Raw genomic sequence first — 18,548 nt, 5'->3', positions numbered from 1 at the left:
GCCGACCCGACCACCGAACCCGACGCCTCGATCACCGGGCACGACGCCCCCGCCGCCGGGACCGTCGACAACCGCTTCTGGTCCTCGTACACGGACTGGCGGTGCGGGGCCTCGAACGGCACGGAGGCCACGGCCGGTCGCCGCCCCGGACTGATCCTCGCCGCGCCCGTCGGGAGCCGCGAGTACACCGACCCGCACACCGGTCGGACCTCGACCTGGGAATACGCCGAATGGACCTCGCCCGTCCACGTCCCGACCGTGCCCGCCACCGAGGTCATCGCCTCCTGGAACGCCGACACGCCGCCCGGCACCTGGCTCCAGGTCGAGCTGTCCGGCTCGTACTCCGACGGCACGGACACCCCCTGGTACGTGCTCGGCCGCTGGGCCTCCGGCGACGGCGACGTCCGGCGCACTTCGGTCGACGGCCAGACCGACGGCAGGAGCACCGTGTGGACCGACACCCTCGCCATCGACGACGCGGCGAGCGGACTGAGGCTCTGCTCCTACCGCCTGCGGCTGACCCTCCACCGCGCACCGGGGAGCAAGCTCACCCCGACGGCGTGGCGGCTCGGAGCCATGGCCTCGGACGTTCCCGACCGCTTCGTCGTTCCCGCCTCCGAACCCGCCCTCGCACGCGAGCTGGTCGTGCCGCGCTATTCCCAGAACACCCATGTGGGCCAGTACCCCGAGTACGACGGCGGCGGTGAAGCCTGGTGCAGCCCGACCTCCGCGCAGATGATCGTCGAGTACTGGGGACGTCGGCCCTCGGCCGAACAACTGGCCTGGGTGGATCCGTCCTTCGCCGATCCGCAGGTCTGCCACGCCGCCCGCTCCACCTACGACCACCAGTACCGGGGCTGCGGCAACTGGCCCTTCAACGCCGCCTATGCGGCGACCTACCCGGGCCTGAGCGCTGCCGTCACCCGACTCCGTTCGCTCACCGAGCTGGAGGCGCTGGTGGAGGTCGGCATTCCCGCCGTCACCTCCCAGTCCTTTCGCGAGGAGGAACTGACCGGGGCCGGATACGGAACCGCCGGCCATCTGATGACCGTCATCGGATTCACTCCGGACGGCGACGTCATCGCCAACGACCCCGCCTCACCCGGCAACGAGGCGGTCCGCCGGGTCTATCCGCGGCGCGAGTGGGAGAACATCTGGCTGCGGACCAAGCGCTACGACGCGAACGGCAAGGTCAGGAGCGGTACGGGCGGTGTTTGCTACATCTTCTGGCCGGTCAGGTCAGCACCAAGTCAGCACCGCGCGCTGCAGGCACTCGGCCTGGTGTGAGCATGTGCGGCCCGACGGTCGTCTCGACGACCTGACGGCAGCGCTCCTGGCCGTCCTGCGTGAGGTGGCCGTACCGGTCCACCGTGACCTTGAGCTCTTTCCAACCTCAGGCTGACGCGTGGTGGTGAAGGACGAGGACGGCCTTCACCACGTCGGTGATGCGGTTGGTGCTGCAGCGGAGTTTCCGCGGGAGTCGCCAGCTCTTGAGGGTGGCCATGGCCTGCTCGCCGAGGCAGCGGATCTTGGCGTGGGTGGTGTGGTGACGGCGCTTCCACTGCTTGAGACGGCGGCCCCGAAACGGGACTCGGACGGTTCCGCCGGCGCCTTGGTACGCCTTGTCGGCCCAGCATGTGAGTCCCGCTTCAGCGAGGGCTTCGACGATCCCGTGCTGTCGCGCGGCGGTGAGGTCGTGAGTGGAGCCGGGCAGCGCGGGCGAGGCCCAGAGCAGTCGTCCGAACGGGTCGGTGAGGACCTGGACGTTCATGCCGTGGCGCTTGTGTTTCCCGGAGTGGTACGGGGTGCCGGCGGCGATCCGGTCGATCGGCAGCAGGGTGCCGTCCAGGAGCACGAACGCCTTCGCCCGGATCGCCTTCATCGCCTCGGCCAGGGACGGGGCGAGGGCGGCCAGGATGTCGACGGCCTCGCGTATGTAGCGGAAGACGGTCGACATCCCGATGCCGAAACCGGCCGCGAGCTGTGCGTAGGTGTCACCGCACCGCACCGCACCGCACCGCACGTGGGCCAGGGCCAGCAGAGCCTGTCGCGCCGCAGGGCGCCGCCGCCACCGCGTGCCGATCTCCCTCCGCCTGGCTGTCAGTTGCCCGGTCAGGAACCGCAGGGCGCGAGTGGACAGATCGATCGAATGGGGTCTCCCCTGCTCGAGCGAAGTCGAGAGCCTGGGGAAGGGTGGACAAGCACACGAAGCTCCTGGCGGACACGGGGGATCTTGGTCGAGAACCCATCTGCCAGGAGCCTCGCCGTTACGCAGGACCATCCAACTCGTGGTCAGCGCGGCCAGCTTGGAAAAGGCTCATTCATGTGGGCGAATCGGATCGTTGCTCGACGAAACGCTGTAGTGGTCAGTGGAGTCTTCCGGTCACTCGTGGCTCTCTCTGGTGGCGTGGCACCGAACCGTCGGACGTGCCGGATCGTCCGGCTGTCGAACGACCGATCGGTGCTCGCAAACGATTCTGTACGAGGCTCCGGGCCCTCGGACATCCCAGCCGTCTGGGGTGCTTTCCGGCCGTTCCTGCCCCTCGCGGCGCGGAAACTGACAGTTCTCTGCCTTGTCGGCCGGCTTGCGCGGGAAGAGGAGGGAGGAGCGTCGTGGGTTCGAGCGCGACGCACCCGAACGGACCGGAACGGATGCCGACGGAAGTCAGCGCCAGTCTGAGAGCATCCGGCCCCGCTCCCGGGGCCACGACGCGAACGGCAAGCTCAGAAGCGGCACGTGCGGGGTCTGCTACGCCTTCTGGCCCGTCGAGCCCACGCAGGGGCAGCGGCACGTGCCGCAGCCGCTCGGCCTGCTCCGGGCGCGCACGGACACCCGGGGGACGGCGGCCGGCACGTCGAGATCGAACGGATACGCTGCCGTGCGTACACGTCCGTTCGAAGGGAATGCATCAGGTCATGGCACGTCAGAAGCAACTGCGCAGGACGAGTTCGGTGGTCGCGGCGATCCTGCTTTCGGTAGCCGGGTGCTCGGCGGAGGGCGGTGCCAAGTCCCCCGGCGGCGGTGACGCGAAGCCGTCCCCGACACGCAGCGGCACGGCCGGCGGCGGTCCGGTGGCGGACGGGACGCTGCCCGGAGTGCCGACCGTCGAGCAGGCGCGTACGCAGCTCGCGGGGCTGAAGGTCGCTGCCCATGGTTCGATGTCCGGCTACAGCCGTGACCGCTTCCCGCACTGGGCCTCTCAAGGAGAGAGGTGCAACACCCGTGAGACGGTGCTGAACCGCGACGGCGCGAACGTCCAGCGGGACGCCGAGTGCCGTGCGGTGTCCGGAACCTGGACGAGCGTCTACGACGACCTGACGTTCAAGGACGCGGCGGACCTGGACATCGACCACACCGTGCCGTTGGCCAACGCCTGGCGGTCCGGGGCGAACAAGTGGACACAGGAGAAGCGCAAGGAGTTCGCCAACGACCTGACCCACCCGCAGCTCCTTGCCGTCTCGGCCGCCTCCAACCGCTCCAAGGGCGACCAGGGCCCTGACGAGTGGCAGCCGCCGTCCAAGTCCTACTGGTGTACGTACGGCCGGGCCTGGACCTCGGTGAAGGCCACGTACGAGCTGTCGGTGACCGCGTCGGAGAAGGACATGCTGGGTCAGATGCTGGACACTTGCTCCTCATGAACCACACGCGCACCCCCGGCCCGGACGCCTACCTGGACGACGTCAAGACGGGCCCCGGCGGCGCCATGACCGACGAGGTCGGCGTCATCACCGGTGAGCTCACCGTGGCGACCGACGCCCTCGCGGACGGGCGGGCCGTCGTCCTGGTCCAGTACAAGGACGCCGATGAGTGGTACGCCCTGACCGGCGGCCCCGTGCCCGTGCCGTCCGGTGGAATCGCGCACCTGCACGCTGCCGTTCTCGACCGGGTCCGTGCGGGCGGCGGAGCCCGCGTACCCGGCGGAAGCGGGGAGGCGCCGGCGTAGTCGCCGCGCCGTCGCCCGGTGACGAGTACCTCCTGCGGCACCTGCCGGCGCAGAAGTCCGGGAGCGGCTCCCCCGGGGCGCCGGTTGAGCCGGGAGGCCTTTCGGGCGCGTCGCCGGCCGCAGTCGTGTCCGTCGTTCGTGTGCGGGGGAGCGGCGGGCTGCCGCGCACCCCGCTCCAACGGCGGGACGCTGGCGAAGTGCCCGGGCAGCTCGCTCCGCCGACGATCGTCCCTTCGGGCTTCAGCTGCGCGAGTTGCCGAACAGGAGCCGGTAACCGACGAGCAGGATGAAGGAACCGCCGATGGCCGCGCCCCATGTGGCCAGGTCGAAGAACTCGTTGGCCACCGGCCGGTCCAGGAAGCGCGCGGACAGCCAACCGCCGACGAAGGCGCCGGCGACTCCGATGAGGGTGGTGATGATCAGGCCGCCCGGATCCCGACCGGGAAGCAGGAGTTTGGCGATGGCTCCGGCCACGAGCCCAAGGATGATCCAGCTGATGACACCCACGTCGTAGTCCTCTTTTCCTGTCGTGTCGGACTCAATTCGGTCACGGCGACCATGCGCGGCGCGGTTGCGCGACCGTACACAGCGGGAATGACGCGAATCGGCCATGGGTGGTTGCGCTTCCGTCGGATCGTCGGAGCGGGGAGCCGAGCCGATCGCTGACGAGACCGACGACTGCCGACGGATGGTTCGGCCGGCATGCGGGCAACCCCGGAGGGGCCTCGTCCGCGGCGCCCAGCACCCAATCCGTTCCCCGGAATTAACGCACAGCCCCTTGGCGCCCCTCCCTCTACGCGCGTAACTTGAGCCGACTTCCCATTGCCCACTGCTCCACGCGCCACCGCACACGGTGCGTGCACGCACAAGGAGACATCCAGCGTGTCCAAGACCACAGACGGCAGACCCCGGTGGCGTCGTGCCGCCTATCCCCTCATAGCGACCGGTGTCGCCGGGGCGTTCGTCCTGAGCGCGCTTCCCGCCGCCTTCGCGGCGCCGTCGACCGAAGCGCTGATCGCCGAGGTGTACGGCGGCGGAGGCAACTCCGGTGCGACGCTCACCCGGGACTTCATCGAACTCGGCAACGCGGGCACCACTGCCTATGACTTGGCGGGGTACAGCGTGCAGTATCTGCCCGGCTCCCCGTCCGCCTCCTCGAAGTGGGGCGTCACCGCGCTCAGCGGCTCGATCGCCCCCGGTGGCCGTTTCCTGGTCGCCGAGGCCGAGGGCAGCGGCGGTACGACGGCTCTGCCCACCCCCGACGTGACCGGCTCGATCGCCATGAGCGCCACCAAGGGAACGGTCGCTCTGGTCGACGGCACCGACCCGTTGACCTGCAAGACCGCTGTGGACTGTGCTGCCGACGGCCGAATAGTCGACCTCGTGGGCTACGGCACCGCGGTCGTACGGGAAGGCAGCGGCCCGGTGGCGGGCTCGTCGAACACCGCCTCCGTCGCCCGGGCGGCGAACCTCGCCGACACCGACGACAACGCCGTGGACCTGGCCCCCGGTGCTCCCACACCGGTCAACTCGGCCGGCGAGGGCCCCGGCTCCGGCGACGGGGACGGTGACGGGGACGGGGACGGCGGGGACCCGACGCAGCCCGGCGCCGTTCGCATCCACGACATCCAGGGAACCACCCGGGTGTCGCCGCTCTCCGGGCAGACCGTCACCGCGGTCCCGGGCGTCGTCACCGGGGTGCGCGTCGCGGGTTCCAAGGGCTACTGGGTCCAGGACCCCACCCCCGACGGGGATCCCCGCACGAGCGAAGGCGTCTTCGTCTACACGGGAACGGTCACGCCCACCGTGGCGGTCGGCGACGAGGTCCTGGTCAGCGGCAAGGTCACCGAGTACTACCCGAACAGCGCCTCCCAGTCGGTCACCGAGCTCACCGCGCCCACCACCAAGGTCCTTTCCACCGGCAACCCCCTGCCGTCGGCGGTGCGCCTGGACGCCGGCAGCATCCCCGACGGCTACGCGCCCAGCGCGGGCGGCGGCAGCATCGACGCGCTCGGTCTGGAGCCGCAGAAGTACGCCCTCGACTTCTACGAGTCCCTGGAGGGCATGCTGGCGGAGGTCGTCGACGCACGCGTGGTCGGCGCCACCACCTCCTACGGGGAAGTGTGGGTGACGGCGAAGCCGGCTGAGAACCCGGCCCCGCGCGGCGGCACCGTCTACGGTTCGTACGACCGGCCCAACACGGGCCGGATCAAGGTCATGTCGCTCGATCCGGCCGTCGCCGTGCCCGGCGCGAACGTCGGCGGCGTGCTGAGCGGCACCACCGCCGGTCCGCTCGACTACGCGTCCTACGGTGGCTACACCCTCCAGGCCACCCGGCTCGGCGGCCTCCTGGACGGGGGCCTGGAGCGGGAGGTGACCAGGAAGCAGAAGGGCAAGGAGCTCGCGGTCGCCACGTACAACGTGGAGAACCTGGACGCCCTCGACCCGCAGGAGAAGTTCGACCGGCTCGCCGAGGGCGTCGCCGTCAACCTCGCCTCTCCCGACGTCGTCGCCCTGGAGGAGATCCAGGACGACAACGGGCCGGTGAACGACGGCACCGTCACCGCCGAGGCCACGCTGGCCCGGTTCGCCGACGCGATCGTCGCCGCCGGTGGCCCGCGCTACTCCTGGCGCTACATCGCGCCCGAGAACAACGAGGACGGCGGCCAGCCCGGCGGCAACATCCGCCTCGCCTACCTGTACAACCCGAAGAGGGTCGGCTTCACCGACCGACCGGGCGGTGACGCGACGACCGCGACATCGGTCGTCAGCACGAAGAAGGGCGCACGGCTCACGTACTCGCCCGGCCGGATCAACCCGACCAGCCCGGCATGGGAGAGCAGCCGCAAGCCGCTGGTGGGCGAGTTCACCTTCCACGGCGAGCGGGTCTTCGTGATCGCCAACCACTTCGGTTCCAAGGGCGGAGACCAGCCGCTGCACGGTCGCTACCAGGAGCCCACGCGCAGCTCCGAGACCAAGCGCCACCAGCAGGCGGCCGAGGTCAACGCCTTCGTCGACGAGTTGCTCGCCGCCGACGCGAGGGCCCAGGTGGTCGTCCTGGGCGACCTCAACGACTTCGAGTTCTCCCGGACGACGGACGTCCTCACCGGCGGTGGCGAGGTGCTCACCCCGCTGATCACCACCCTGCCCGCCGCCGAGCGCTACACCTACGTCTACGACGGCAACGCCCAGACCCTGGACCACATCCTGGTCAGCCCGGCCGTCACCGCGTACTCCTACGACGTCGTGCACATCAACGCCGAATTCGCGGACCAGGCCAGTGACCACGATCCCCAGATCGTCCGGATCGACGTGAAGAGGTCCGGAAGGCGGTGAAGCGCGGACTTCGCCCGTGAGACGGGGCCGAGCCCGGCCAAAGTGCGCCCGCACCTGGTCTGGGCGCCGGCTGGTCCCACCCGGTCCGAGCCCGTGACCTGCACGCTCGCGAAGGAGGGCGCCGCGTGACGAGCGGTGCCCTCCCCGTGGAGAACATCGTGTCGGGAACCGAGCGGCACGACGCGAACGGCAGGGCCGGAAGGGGGGCGGCGGGTCCGCCGTGGATCCGTCGTGTCCGATCGCACAGGTCTTCCCCGGCCACGACTCCTCTGCAAGGCCCCGGGCCCTCGAAAGGGGGCCGATCGCACGTGCGGGTCCTTCACGTGCGGTCGGTGGAGCGGAACGTCTCGACGTGGGGCCGGGCCGGGGGCGGGCCTGCCGCCGGAAGACGGGCCGGACTGACAGCGAGCACGTCCCCGGGGATCATGGCCACGTGAGCGACGTGCGAAGGGCCTGGACACCATGACGGAGAAGACCTCCCGTTCTTCGGGCGAAGGAGCCGTCCGCGAGGCCGGCACAGTGGACGCTCCGGTCGTCCTGGGCAACGAGCCCGGCTCGTTCGCCCGGGGTGTGCTGGCCGGGCGCCACCCCGCCCTCATCCGGCGGGTGCAGGACGCCTTCCCGTACGGTCGCCGCCAGCGTGAAGCCCTCGGCGCCCTGCTGGACGAGATCACCCACGGCGTCGTCCGGCCGCTCGCCCCCGCGGACCACGACCACGAGCACTGGGCGGCCTGGGGACAGGAGCACTTCGGGCGCTCGTGGTACGACGCCCCGTTCCTGTGGGCGGAGAGCTACTTCTACCGCAGGCTCCTGGGGGCGGTCGGGTACTTCGGTACCGGACCGTGGCAGGGGGTCGATCCCTTCGCGCCGTTCAAACGGGCCGAACTGCGCGGCGACGCGGTGGACGGGGAACTGCACGCCCTCGACGCGCTCGCGAGCGTCCCGGCCGAGGAGCGGGCCACGGCCCTCCTGCACGCCTCGCTCTGGGGCAACCGCGCGGACCTCGGCTTCAGCATCACGGCGGGGAAGTCGGCAGTGGCTGACGCCGCGGTCTCGGCCCTGGTCGCCGACGACAGCGCCACACTGTGGCAGCTCCTGCCCGCCGGCGCCTCGGGCACCGTCGCCGTGGTCGCCGACAACGCGGGACGCGAGCTGATTCCCGACCTCGTCCTCATCGACCACCTCCTCGCACACGGGCACGCCGAGCGGGTCGTACTGCACGTCAAGCCCTCCCCGTACTACGTCTCCGACGCGATGACCGCGGACGTGGTCGACTGCCTGCGCCGCCTCGTCGAGGCACCCGGCGAAGCCGGCCGGATCGGCGGCCGACTCTGGAAGGCCATGGCCGCGGGAAGCCTGGAGGTCCGCACCCATCCGTTCTTCTGTGCTCCGCTGCCGTACGAGGAGATGCCCGAGGACCTGCGGAAGGAGCTCGCGGATGCCGAACTCACCCTCCTGAAGGGCGACCTCAACTACCGCCGCCTGGTGGGCGACCGGCTGTGGCACCCGACCACGCCCTTTGCCGAGCGCACGACCCACTTCCCCGGGCCCGTCGCGGCGCTCCGGACCCTGAAGTGCGACGTTATCGTCGGCCTGGAGCAGGAAACGCTGGACGCCCTCGAACGATCCGGGGCCGCGTGGCGTACGAGCGGCACGCACGCGCTGATCCAAGTGCGCCCGTAGACCCGGGAGAGCGGGCTCACCCGGTGTCGCTCGACCTGCGCAAGGGCGCCTGCCCGGCATGTCCCTCGCCACCGGGGCGTTGGCGCGGCCCGCGGATGTCGGAGCAGTCCGCCCGGTCGCCAGGCGGCGGGGGCCACCCCGGCAGGGCAGTGAGGAGGGCCGGTGGGCGTGCGGGAATCCGTAGACTGGGCGAGGAGCTCTCCATCCGAACGGGGGAGACGCCGACGTCGGTGGCAAGGCTCACGTCGTGCACGGCCGGAACGTCGTCGAGCCACGGACGGCCGGGCTCGTGGATCAGGCCGTGGGCCCGGGCTCCGAGGCGGACGGCGCAGCCGGTGACGACGGTGCCCAGGAGGCGGGTGCAGGACATGACTGCGGGCGAGCGGGCAGAGGCTGCCGTGGTGGACCCACCGCCCATGGTGACGGTCGGCATCGACCTGGCGGGTTACTCCGGAACGACCGGGGTCTGCCGCGTCACGTGGACCGAGGAACCGGTCGTCGAAATCCTCGACGGCAGAAACGACGAGGACCTGCTGGCGGCGATGCGGACCGCCGACAAGACCGGCCTGGATTCGCCCGTCGGCTGGCCGGTGGCGTTCATGGCCCTGCTCGCCGCCCACCGGACCGGTACGGAACTGCCCGCACGGTCCCGCTACGTGCCGCACTCCGACGGTCGCGCCGGGTTGAGTAGGTTCACTCATCGTCTGACCGACGACGTGGCGTGGAAGCGCACCGGAGCGGGGAAGCAGCGCCCCCTCTCGGTCGCCGCCGACAAGTTGGGCATCGTCGCCATGCGCGCGGTGGCTCTCCTGGAGCGTCTGGCCGGTGCGGCCCCCGCCATCCCCCGAGACGGCTCCGGCTCCGTCGTCGAGGTCTACCCGGCGTTCGCACTGATGCAGTGGGGAATCGCGAGCAAGGGCAGCTACAAGGGCTCCAAACCTGCCGCGTTCACCGCGCGGGCGGGGATCCTGGCCCGCCTCGCCGAAGGCTTGGACCTGGACGTCAGCGCATCCGTGCGCGACCGGTGCACGCGCAGCGACCACGACCTGGACGCCTTGGCATCGGCGGTCGTCGCACGGGCCGCAGCATGCGGAATGACCCATTTGCCCAGTACCGACGAGGAGCGCGCCATGGCTGCGGTCGAGGGGTGGATGCACCTCCCCCGACGGGACCTTCCGCTCGTCGCGGTGCGGAACGGAGTGGCGCCCTGACCCTCCTCGCCCCTCCGACAGGGGGAGGCTCATGGCCTGCCACTTCGAAGGGCTCGCCGTGGTGAAGGCGACCGAGCCGGACGCGGCCGCCCCGAGGTGCACCCCAACGGGTCACGGCGACAGCAGGGGAAGGCCCGGTCGGGGCGGCCGTCCGGGCCGTGGCTGACACGGTCGAGGGGAGTCACGGACCGATGATGCGTGATGGAGCCGAGGGCGAAGGACGACGCACAGACCGCCGAAGGCCGTGCGGCCGGGTTCATGGACCGAGGAGGGCCCGTGGGGGCGAAACCCCCACGGACCAAAGCCCCTTCTCCCCTCAGTCCGCCGGCAGGACGGCGGGAGAGGCGGCTCCGGGCACCAGGAGGCGGGGCTCGCCCGAGCCGTCGGCGGGGACCGTCCACACGTCGTTGGTGCCGTCCGGGCGCTGGAGGGCGTACGCGACGGTGGTCCCGTCGAGCCAAGCCGCCTGGTCGTCCACGCTGCGCGTTTCCGCAAGCCGAGTGCGTCGGAGGGTCGCCAGGTCGAGGACGGACACCCGCCAGCCCTTGGCGGGGTCGGCGTCGACCGCCTCCTTGAAGGCGATCCTCCGGCCGTCGGGGGACAGCGACGGACACTCGACGTTGTCGGCCAGGGTGCGCAGGGTCCCGGCCGCGACGTCCCCCTCCACCAGGGACCGGGTCCCGGCGCTCGACAGCGTGGCGTAGAAGCGGTTGTCGTCGGCGGCGAAGGTCACGCCCCAGACGTTGATGTCCGCGGCGCGGTAGCGGCGTCCTTCCCGGAACACCGCGAAGTCCTCCAGGGAGGCGATGACCCGGCCCGTGCGCGTGTCCAGGATTCCGGTCCGGGTCGAGAAGCCGCCACCGGCATAGGAGTCCCCGCCCACGAACAGCGTCCAGGCGACCATGCGGCCGTCGGCCGAGACCCGGGTGCGGTTGGGCAGGCCGGTCAGCGGAACGGTGCGCCGGGTCTCCAGGTGTTCGTCGAGGACCAGGAGCTTCGGCCCGCTGAGGGCTTCGGCCGGTGTCAGACAGGCAGTGGTGCCACCCGCCGTGTACGCCCGGTCGCAGCGCATCGACGTGACGGTGCGAGGGCCGGCCGGATCGGCGAGCGACACCGTGGACAGCAGCCCGTTGCTCAGCGCCCTGAGCTGCGCGCCCGGGCGGCCGACCGCTGCCGGGGCGGCAGCGGCGGCCACCGGATCGCCGTCCTCCGCGCCGGAGCCGGGCGCCGCGTTCTGCCGGGCGCGTACGACGACGGTGGCGGCAAGGGCCGCCAGCAGTACGGTGGCGAGCAGGGTGACCAGGATCTTCACGTGTCGGGCGGGGGCGTTCATGGCCTTCATGAGGGGGAGTCGGGCCTTTCGTCCGGGGACCGGGAATCCGTGGAAGCGGCGGGGGAGCCCAGTGGGGTCGGGCGGTCGTCGGCAGCGGGGGAGTCCTCGGGGGGCGGGGCGGCACGGCGGGACAGGGGAGCGAGGAGGAAGGCCGTCGCCACCCCCACGACGACCACCGCCACCGCGGCGGCCCGGCTCGCCGCTGCCGCGCCCCAGGTCTGCCACGCCAGACCGAAGAGGACGGAAGAGCCGAGGTACGCCAGGGCCTGGCCGCTCTGCACCAGGGCGATGCCCGTGGTGCGCAGGCGCTCCGGCAGCACGGGTCCCGCGAGGGCCATCAGGACGCCTTCGGTGGAGGCGTAGAACAGGCCGTAGAGGGCGAGGACCGTGACGAGGAGCGCGGGGCCGTCCAGCGGGCCGTGCAGCAGGAGGTAGACCAGGGCCAGGACGGCGTAGCCGCCGAGCATCACCGGCAGGCGGCCGATCCGGTCGGCCAGTGCACCGAGCGGGGCGGCCAGGAGGAGGTAGGAGAGGCCGGTGCCGACGGCGAGCAGGGGGAACCAGCCGATGGACAGGGACGCGCGCCGCTGCAGCAGCAGGTAGACGAAGCCGTCGCCGACCGTGGCCAGGCCCAGGAGGGCGGCGGCACAGACCAGGCGTCGCACCGGGGTCGTGCGCGACAGCCGGCCCACTGCGCGCAGCGAGACGGTGCCCGCCGGTGGTCGGGCCTCCCTGTGGTCCCGGACGAAGAGGAAGAGGACCAGCACGCCCAGCGCCGCCACGCAGAAGCTGGTGAGGAAGACCGCCTCGAAGGACTGGCCGGCCGCCGTGAGCACGGCGAGGGCCGCGAGGGGGCCGACGAAGGCGCCGAAGCCGTCCATGGCACGGTGCACCCCGAAGGCCCGGCCCAGTGCGTGCTCGGGGGCGGAGAGGCTGATGAGGGCGTCGCGCGGAGCCGTGCGCAGGCCCTTGCCCGCCCGGTCCGCGGTCAGGACGAGACTGAGCGACGTCACGGAGTTGCCCACCGCCACCAGGCCGAGCTTGGCGAGGGCCGACAGGCCGTATCCCGCTCCGGCGACCGCCTTGCGCCGGCTGACCCGGTCGGCCACGTAACCGCCGACGACCCTGAGCAGGGCCGTCGCCCCGGTGTTGAGGCCGTCGAGGGCGCCGTACGCGACCGGGCTGAGCTGCAGTCCGAGGACGAGGTACAGCGGCAGCACGGCGGTGACCATCTCGGCGGAGACGTCGGTGATCAGGCTGACGGTGCCGAGCGCGAGGACGTTTCCCCCGACCACCTTCCAGCGGTCGCGCCGACCGGGCGCCGGGGGGTCGGTCGACAGTTCCGTCCTGCCGATCGTGGAGAGGTACACGGGGTGACGACCTCCGGGTGAAGGGGGGCGGGTGTCGGACGCCGTCCACACCGCCCGCGGTGCGTGCCGGGCGGTGCGAACGGCGTCCGGGGCGGGCGGACGGGATCAGTGGCAGGTGCCCGTGCCGCTGTCGTTGTACGTCTTGCCCGCCTGCGGCACGAACTCCCAGTCGTAGCTGTTCGCGTGCAGGGTCAGCTTCAGGACGCCGAAGGTGTTGTTGTTGCGGGCCTCGCTGTTGGGCTGGATGGTGCCGAAGCCGTAGAGACTCGCGCCGCCCATGCCGGCGACGAACTGCCGCAGACCGCGCGCGGTGTCCAGCTGGCCGCTGGGGTTCTGCGGGGCGAAGCGCTCGTACTGGTGGTTGTGGCCGGTCAGGATGACCTCGGCGTCGTAGTCGTACAGCGCCTGGACCAGCGGCCCCGTCGAGGCGTCCGGGCCGTGGCTGGAGCTGGAGGTCCAGCGCGGCTTGTGCCAGTACGCCACGGTGCAGGGCTTGTTGCTGGCGGCGAGGTCGGCGCGGAGCCACTGCTCCTGGGCCGACCCGACGGCCATGGAGGTCTCGGAGTTCAGCGAGACCACGTGCCAGTTGCCGAGGTCGTAGGAGTAGTAACCCCGTCCGGACGGACCGGCGTTGGCGCCGAAGTAGTTGTAGTACGCGGATGCGCCGGAGGTGTGGTAATCGTGGTTGCCCGGCGCCGGCCGGGTGCGGTCCTTGTGGCGTCCCCAGGTGGGCGCGTAGTAGTTCGAGAAGTCCGAGGCGGTGCCGTCGGGGTAGGCGTTGTCGCCGGTGGTGAAGACCGTGCCGGATATGCCGTCGAGCAGGTTCGCGGTCGCGGTGTCCCCGGAGCCCGAGGTGGCGATGTCGCCCGCGCCGACGAGCACCGGGTCGCCGCTCGGCGGGGTGCTGGTGGTGGAGGTGCTCGGCGTCGGGGTCGGAGTGCCGCCCGTCTCGATCACCAACTGCGGGGCGGTGGCGCTGGTCTCGCGTGCGTCGTAGTCGGCCCCGTTGCTGCTCGACGAGGTGACGCCGATGGAGAAGGTGCCGTTGCCCGTGACGTACGAGGACACGTCCACCTCGTACCAGGTGTTGCGGGCGACCGAGCCGAGGGTGCCGAGCGTGGCGCCGTCGATGGAGGGCCGGTTGTCGTAGGTGACGGACGTCTCGGACCACGTGGTGGTGGACATCGCGCGGAACGTGCCGCCGTTGCTGCTCTCCGCGCCGGACACGTCGTCGACGTGGATCCGGAGCTTCGCGCCGGTCACCGGCTGGGTGATGCCGGAGACGTCGAAGCGCAGCAGCATCTGCTTGATCGGGCTCTTGTCCACGCCGAGTTGCTGCGAGGAGCCGTAGTTCGTGCTGGGGTTCTGGCTGCTGACGTAGGTGTCCGCGGTTGCGGTGAACGTGGTGTCGGCGGCGGAGGCGGTGGGTGCGAGGCCGGTCAGCGCCGTGGCGGCCAGGGTGCCGGTGGCGAGGGTGCCGACGAGGGTCACCATGGTGACCTTCCGACTGGGCATGCCAAACCTTTCGATCGCAGGACGAGGGCGATCGGAAGCTAGGCCCCGCGTGAAGATGCCGGGTGTTGCGGTGGAGTTGACGGGGTGGCGGTTGGATGAACCGCGGGGTGAGGGCCCGTCTCAGCCGGCGGCGCCACCCGACCGCGAGCCGGACGGGGCGCCCGGGCGCGGATAGACCCTCGACTGCTTCACGCTGCCGAAGGCGAAGCTGGACTCGATCGAGGCGATGCCCGGGATCGCGTGGATCCGGGTGCGGACGAAGACCTCGTACGCCTCCAGGCTCTCGATGACGACCCGGAGCAGGTAGTCGCTGCTGCCGGCCATCAGGTAGCAGTCCTGGATGTGGTCGATGAGCCCGACGTGCTGCTCGAACACGCCGACCGCCTCGGCCGTGTGACGCTCCAGGCGGATGCGTACGAAAACGGTGATCGGCAGGCCGAAGGAGACCTGGTCGACGGTGGCCGTGTAGCCGCTGATCAGTCCCGATTCCTCCAGGCGGCGCACCCGGCGGAGGCAGGGGGAGGGGGAGAGCCTGATCCGGTCGGCGAGGTCCTGGTTCGACAGGCGTCCGTCGGCCTGCAACTCGTGGACGATCTGGAAATCCACGGCGTCCATGGGCTCTCTCCGGCTCTTCTTGGCAGATTCTGCCCCCAGGCTATGCCTGGAGGGCAGAACTGGCAATCATCTGCCCCGGCCGAAGACCTAGCCTTGCTTCCTGGGGCAAAACCGCACATCGGTTCGCCCTGATGGTTTTCGTACGACGTCGAGCAGGAGGAACGGGGCGGTGGCCGCAACGCAATCGGTGGGGGTGGGTACGGCGGGGACGCCGAACGCGCCCGTCCCTCCCACGACGGGGCACGACGGGGAACCCGCATCCCGTGCGCCCGGGACCGGTCCGCTCCGAGGGCTCTCCCCGCAGGCCGTGGGCATGGTCGCCCTGGCGCTCACCGTGTCGGTCTGGGCCGCTTTCGCGCTCAGCGCCCGCGCCCTGAGCACCTCCACGCTGTTGCCGGCCGACGCCGCGCTGTTGCGGTTCGGGGTGCCCCTCGTGGTTCTCGCGCCCGCCCTGTGGCGTCGTAGGCGCAGGCTGCTCGCGGTCCGCCCCGCACCCGCAGCCAAGATCGTCTGTGGTGCCGGAGTCCCGTTCTTCCTCGCCGCCATGTACGGCGGCTCCCTGACCTCCGCCGCGTTCGTCGGGGCGATCGTCCCCGGCATGGTCCCGCTCTTCGTCTCGGCCCTCATGGTCGCGGGCGGCAAGAGACTTCCGCGCGGGACGCAGGCGACCGGCCTCGTCCTCATCGTGGCCGGCGTCGTGGCCCTGGTGTGGCGCTACACCGCCGCCCTCGACGCGGACGTCCTGCTCGGCACGGGAACGCTGCTGGTCGCCAGCGGCCTCTGGGCCTTCTACACCGTGGGGCTGCGGGAGGTGGACCTCGACCCCGTGGGGTCCATCGGGCTGCTCTGCCTGCCCTCCTTCGTGGTCATCGCGCTCCTGGCCCTCACCGGGGTCCTGCCCACCGGTCTCGCCCACGCGGCCGGCGCGGACATCGCGCTCTTCCTCGTCGTCCAGGGACTCGGGGTCGGCCTGTGCGCCGGGCTGCTGTACGCGTTCGCCATTCGTCGGCTCGGGCCGGAACGCTGCTCCGTCGTCGGAAGCCTCAGCCCCGTCGCCGTCGTGCTGCTCGCCGTTCCCCTCCTCGGCGAGTCGCCGACCCTGCCGGTGGTGATCGGTGTCCCCCTCATCACCCTCGGTGTCGCCCTCGCCAACCGACGTTCCCAGACCAAGGTGTCCGCCGATGCTTGAGCTGCTCCCCGCCCCGCCCGTCGACCCGCTGTGGGACCTCACGGCCGAATACGCCGCCGACCCCCGCCCCGAGCGCCTCAACCTGGTCCTCGGCGTCTACCGCGACCACACCGGGGTCACCCCCGTCATGGCCGCGGTGAAGGAGGCCGAGATGCTCCTGGCGGAACGTTCCGGCTCCAAGGAGTACCGCGGCCTGTCCGGCAACGCCGCCTTCAACCGGGCCATGCTCGACACCGTCCTCGGCGACGGGTCCCTCACCACGCGTGCGACGGCCGTCCAGACCGTGGCCGGCACCGGAGCCCTGCGCCTCCTCGCCGACCTGGTGCGGCAGACCCGCCCCGGCACCACGGTGTGGATCAGCGACCCCGCCTACGTCAACCACCGTCCCATCCTCGAGGGTGCGGGCCTCACCGTGCGCCCGTACCGGTGGCTCGACCCCGCCGGACGGCCGGACGGCGCGGGAATGCTGGACGACCTCCGCGGGGCGGGCCCCGGCGACGTCGTCCTGCTGCAGGGCTGCTGCCACAACCCCACCGGAGTCGATCCCTCCTTCGAGGCCTGGGAGGAACTGGCCGGACTCGCCGCGACGAACGGCTGGGTCCCCTTCGTCGACCTCGCCTACCACGGCCTCGGCGACGGTCTCGACGCCGATCTGCGCCCGACCCGGATACTGGCCGAACGGCTCCCCGAGGTGCTGATCGCCGTCAGCTGCTCCAAGAACTTCGGCCTCTACAGCGACCGCACCGGGTGTGCCGTCGTCCTCGGCCCCTCGGCGCGGGCGCTCCGGCACGTCGAGACCGCCCTGCAGAACGCCGCGCGCACCCTCTACTCGATGCCGCCGGACCACGGGGCCGCCGTGGTCGCCACCGTGCTGGAGGACGAGCGCCTGCGCACCGCCTGGCGCGCGGAACTCGACGTGATGCGCCACCGCATCACCTCCAACCGGGCCGACCTGGTCGCCCATCTGGGGGCGCTCGGTCACGAGGAGCAGGCACGGACCCTCGCCCGGCAGAAGGGCATGTTCTCGATGCTGCCCCTGACCCCCGAGGCGATGCTCCGGATGCGCCGCCGGTCCGGCATCTACGGTACGACCGCGGGTCGCATCAACATCGCGGGAGTTCCCGCCCACCGGATCCCGTTCCTCGCCCAGGGCATCGCCGAGGCGCTGCGGGCGCCGAGCGCCGCGGAGGTCTGCTGATCCGCGGTTCGACGGCCGTGCGGCCCGTTCGGCGTCCGGCCGACGGCCGTGCGGCCCCCGTGTGGCGGCCCGCGCTGCGCAGGTCCGGGCGCGCGCGGCACGGTCCGATGTCGAACGGGTCGTGCGCTCCGTCGCCGATGCGGCCACGGGGCGAATGCGGCGCGGGTTTCAACGGGCCGACGAATGAAGCCCGTTCACGCATGGTTGACGCGCGTCGACCCGAGCGGTCAACCTTCGGGGGCGGCCCCGTTCCGAGGGCCGTCCCGGCCCGTTCGGTGATGGAGGTTCGATGCCCGGATCCACCGCCCAGTCCCGGTCCGTACGCCTATTCCTCTCATTTGTCATGCTCTTGTCATCCGTGGTACTGGGGGTGATGGCGACCGCCGGCACCGCCCGCGCGGACAGTTGCTACACCTGGTCGCGCACCCTCTCGCAAGGCGCCTCCGGTGCCGATGTGAAGACCCTGCAGATCCGTGTCGCCGGCTATCCCGGCTACGGCGGCGTGCTCGACATCGACGGCTCCTACGGCCCCGCCACCGCCGCGGCCGTCAAGCGCTTCCAGTCCGCCTACGGGCTGGCCGCCGACGGCATCGCGGGCCCCGCGACCTTCAGCAAGATCTACGCCCTCCAGGACGACGACTGCACGCCTGCCCACTTCTCCTACGCCGAGCTCAACCGCTGCAACTCCACCTGGGAGGGCGGCGCCGTGAGCGCGGCCACGGCCAAGGCCAACGCGCTGCGCACCATGTGGAAGTTGGAGGCCCTCCGCCACGCACTGGGGGACCGATCCATCACGGTCACCAGCGGCTTCCGCAGCCGGGCCTGCAACGACGCCGTCGGCGGGGCCACGTCGAGCCGGCACCTGTACGGCGATGCCGCCGACCTCGGTGCCGGGCCACACTCGCTGTGCACGCTGGCCCGCCAGGCCCGCAACCACGGCTTCAACGGCATCCTCGGCCCCGGCTACCCGGACCACGGCGACCACGTCCACGTCAACCAGGGCCCCAGCCACTTCTGGTCGGCGCCGAACTGCGGCATCTGACACACGGGCCCCGTACGCCGGTCCGTCCGAACCGGCGTACGGGGCCCTTCTCCATGTGCCGCCCGTGTCAGACGGTCCTTGCCGTCAGCCGCGTCGCGCCCGTCGTCTGGAC

Annotated in this window: 15 protein-coding genes; 9 read left to right on the top strand and 6 right to left on the bottom strand. The window is 71.5% G+C overall.

What is annotated here, in order from left to right; genetic code table 11:
• Positions 1-1,287: peptidase C39 family protein (locus tag ACFW2Y_RS26405; protein WP_384884069.1), on the top strand; the 1,287-nt coding region annotated here is incomplete at its 5' end.
• Between the two features lie 106 nt (positions 1,288-1,393).
• On the opposite strand, the gene ACFW2Y_RS26400 is transcribed toward ACFW2Y_RS26405, so the two are convergent.
• The gene (locus tag ACFW2Y_RS26400) at positions 1,394-2,146 is read right to left on the bottom strand and encodes a transposase family protein (RefSeq protein WP_384884075.1); all 753 of its coding nucleotides are present in this window, start codon (positions 2,144-2,146) and stop codon (positions 1,394-1,396) included.
• Between the two features lie 770 nt (positions 2,147-2,916).
• Between ACFW2Y_RS26400 and ACFW2Y_RS26395 the strand changes: the two genes are divergently transcribed.
• Positions 2,917-3,639, top strand: coding sequence for an HNH endonuclease family protein (locus ACFW2Y_RS26395; RefSeq protein WP_384884066.1), 723 nt, complete (start codon positions 2,917-2,919; stop codon positions 3,637-3,639).
• Positions 3,636-3,944 (top strand): hypothetical protein, encoded by a 309-nt coding sequence (locus tag ACFW2Y_RS26390; protein ID WP_384884063.1) that lies wholly within the window; start codon positions 3,636-3,638, stop codon positions 3,942-3,944. The genes ACFW2Y_RS26395 and ACFW2Y_RS26390 overlap by 4 nt, the downstream gene beginning before the upstream one ends.
• 240 nt (positions 3,945-4,184) lie before the next feature.
• Here the strand turns inward: ACFW2Y_RS26390 and ACFW2Y_RS26385 are convergent, their stop codons facing one another.
• Positions 4,185-4,451 (bottom strand): GlsB/YeaQ/YmgE family stress response membrane protein, encoded by a 267-nt coding sequence (locus ACFW2Y_RS26385; RefSeq protein ID WP_384884060.1) that lies wholly within the window; start codon positions 4,449-4,451, stop codon positions 4,185-4,187.
• A 375-nt stretch (positions 4,452-4,826) separates the two neighbouring features.
• Between ACFW2Y_RS26385 and ACFW2Y_RS26380 the strand changes: the two genes are divergently transcribed.
• From ACFW2Y_RS26380 to ACFW2Y_RS26370, 3 genes are all read left to right on the top strand, one after another.
• Complete coding sequence (locus ACFW2Y_RS26380) at positions 4,827-7,280, top strand: endonuclease/exonuclease/phosphatase family protein (protein ID WP_384884058.1); 2,454 nt, start codon at positions 4,827-4,829, stop codon at positions 7,278-7,280.
• 462 nt (positions 7,281-7,742) lie between these two features.
• Complete coding sequence (locus ACFW2Y_RS26375) at positions 7,743-8,963, top strand: damage-control phosphatase ARMT1 family protein (protein WP_384884052.1); 1,221 nt, start codon at positions 7,743-7,745, stop codon at positions 8,961-8,963.
• A 368-nt stretch (positions 8,964-9,331) separates the two neighbouring features.
• The gene (locus tag ACFW2Y_RS26370; protein ID WP_384884072.1) at positions 9,332-10,174 is read left to right on the top strand and encodes a DUF429 domain-containing protein; all 843 of its coding nucleotides are present in this window, start codon (positions 9,332-9,334) and stop codon (positions 10,172-10,174) included.
• A gap of 316 nt (positions 10,175-10,490) precedes the next feature.
• Here the strand turns inward: ACFW2Y_RS26370 and ACFW2Y_RS26365 are convergent, their stop codons facing one another.
• From ACFW2Y_RS26365 to ACFW2Y_RS26350, 4 genes are all read right to left on the bottom strand, one after another.
• Positions 10,491-11,516, bottom strand: coding sequence for a hypothetical protein (locus ACFW2Y_RS26365; protein ID WP_384884050.1), 1,026 nt, complete (start codon positions 11,514-11,516; stop codon positions 10,491-10,493).
• Positions 11,513-12,877 (bottom strand): MFS transporter, encoded by a 1,365-nt coding sequence (locus tag ACFW2Y_RS26360; protein WP_384884047.1) that lies wholly within the window; start codon positions 12,875-12,877, stop codon positions 11,513-11,515. The genes ACFW2Y_RS26365 and ACFW2Y_RS26360 overlap by 4 nt, the downstream gene beginning before the upstream one ends.
• 105 nt (positions 12,878-12,982) lie before the next feature.
• Positions 12,983-14,392 carry a DNRLRE domain-containing protein gene (locus ACFW2Y_RS26355; protein ID WP_384884044.1) on the bottom strand — a complete coding sequence of 470 codons (1,410 nt, stop codon included), beginning with the start codon at positions 14,390-14,392 and terminating at the stop codon, positions 12,983-12,985.
• A gap of 120 nt (positions 14,393-14,512) precedes the next feature.
• A complete protein-coding gene (locus ACFW2Y_RS26350; RefSeq protein WP_384884041.1) occupies positions 14,513-15,007 on the bottom strand; it encodes an Lrp/AsnC family transcriptional regulator in 495 nt (164 codons plus the stop codon).
• A gap of 169 nt (positions 15,008-15,176) precedes the next feature.
• Between ACFW2Y_RS26350 and ACFW2Y_RS26345 the strand changes: the two genes are divergently transcribed.
• The 3 genes from ACFW2Y_RS26345 to ACFW2Y_RS26335 all read left to right on the top strand — a co-directional run bounded on the left by ACFW2Y_RS26345 (position 15,177) and on the right by ACFW2Y_RS26335 (position 18,436).
• A complete protein-coding gene (locus tag ACFW2Y_RS26345) occupies positions 15,177-16,196 on the top strand; it encodes a DMT family transporter (protein ID WP_384884038.1) in 1,020 nt (339 codons plus the stop codon).
• The gene (locus ACFW2Y_RS26340; RefSeq protein WP_384884035.1) at positions 16,189-17,394 is read left to right on the top strand and encodes an aromatic amino acid transaminase; all 1,206 of its coding nucleotides are present in this window, start codon (positions 16,189-16,191) and stop codon (positions 17,392-17,394) included. The genes ACFW2Y_RS26345 and ACFW2Y_RS26340 overlap by 8 nt, the downstream gene beginning before the upstream one ends.
• Before the next feature lie 343 nt (positions 17,395-17,737).
• On the top strand, positions 17,738-18,436 hold the full coding sequence (locus tag ACFW2Y_RS26335) for a D-Ala-D-Ala carboxypeptidase family metallohydrolase (RefSeq protein ID WP_384884032.1): 699 nt from the start codon (positions 17,738-17,740) through the stop codon (positions 18,434-18,436).
• The last annotated feature ends 112 nt before the right edge of the window (positions 18,437-18,548 follow it).

It is taken from the genome of Streptomyces sp. NPDC058877, assembly GCF_042742855.1.
In the GTDB taxonomy this organism is placed as follows: Bacteria; Actinomycetota; Actinomycetes; order Streptomycetales; family Streptomycetaceae; genus Streptomyces.
This window is presented reverse-complemented; position numbering and strand designations above follow the sequence as displayed.

Coding starts and splice junctions, on each gene's coding strand:
- ACFW2Y_RS26395 (WP_384884066.1), top strand. CDS start 2,917: ATGGCACGTCAGAAGCAACTGCGCAGGACGAGTTCGGTGGTCGCGGCG.
- ACFW2Y_RS26390 (WP_384884063.1), top strand. CDS start 3,636: ATGAACCACACGCGCACCCCCGGCCCGGACGCCTACCTGGACGACGTC.
- ACFW2Y_RS26375 (WP_384884052.1), top strand. CDS start 7,743: ATGACGGAGAAGACCTCCCGTTCTTCGGGCGAAGGAGCCGTCCGCGAG.
- ACFW2Y_RS26370 (WP_384884072.1), top strand. CDS start 9,332: ATGACTGCGGGCGAGCGGGCAGAGGCTGCCGTGGTGGACCCACCGCCC.
- ACFW2Y_RS26365 (WP_384884050.1), bottom strand. CDS start 11,516: ATGAAGGCCATGAACGCCCCCGCCCGACACGTGAAGATCCTGGTCACC.
- ACFW2Y_RS26355 (WP_384884044.1), bottom strand. CDS start 14,392: ATGCCCAGTCGGAAGGTCACCATGGTGACCCTCGTCGGCACCCTCGCC.
- ACFW2Y_RS26350 (WP_384884041.1), bottom strand. CDS start 15,007: ATGGACGCCGTGGATTTCCAGATCGTCCACGAGTTGCAGGCCGACGGA.
- ACFW2Y_RS26340 (WP_384884035.1), top strand. CDS start 16,189: ATGCTTGAGCTGCTCCCCGCCCCGCCCGTCGACCCGCTGTGGGACCTC.
- ACFW2Y_RS26335 (WP_384884032.1), top strand. CDS start 17,738: ATGCTCTTGTCATCCGTGGTACTGGGGGTGATGGCGACCGCCGGCACC.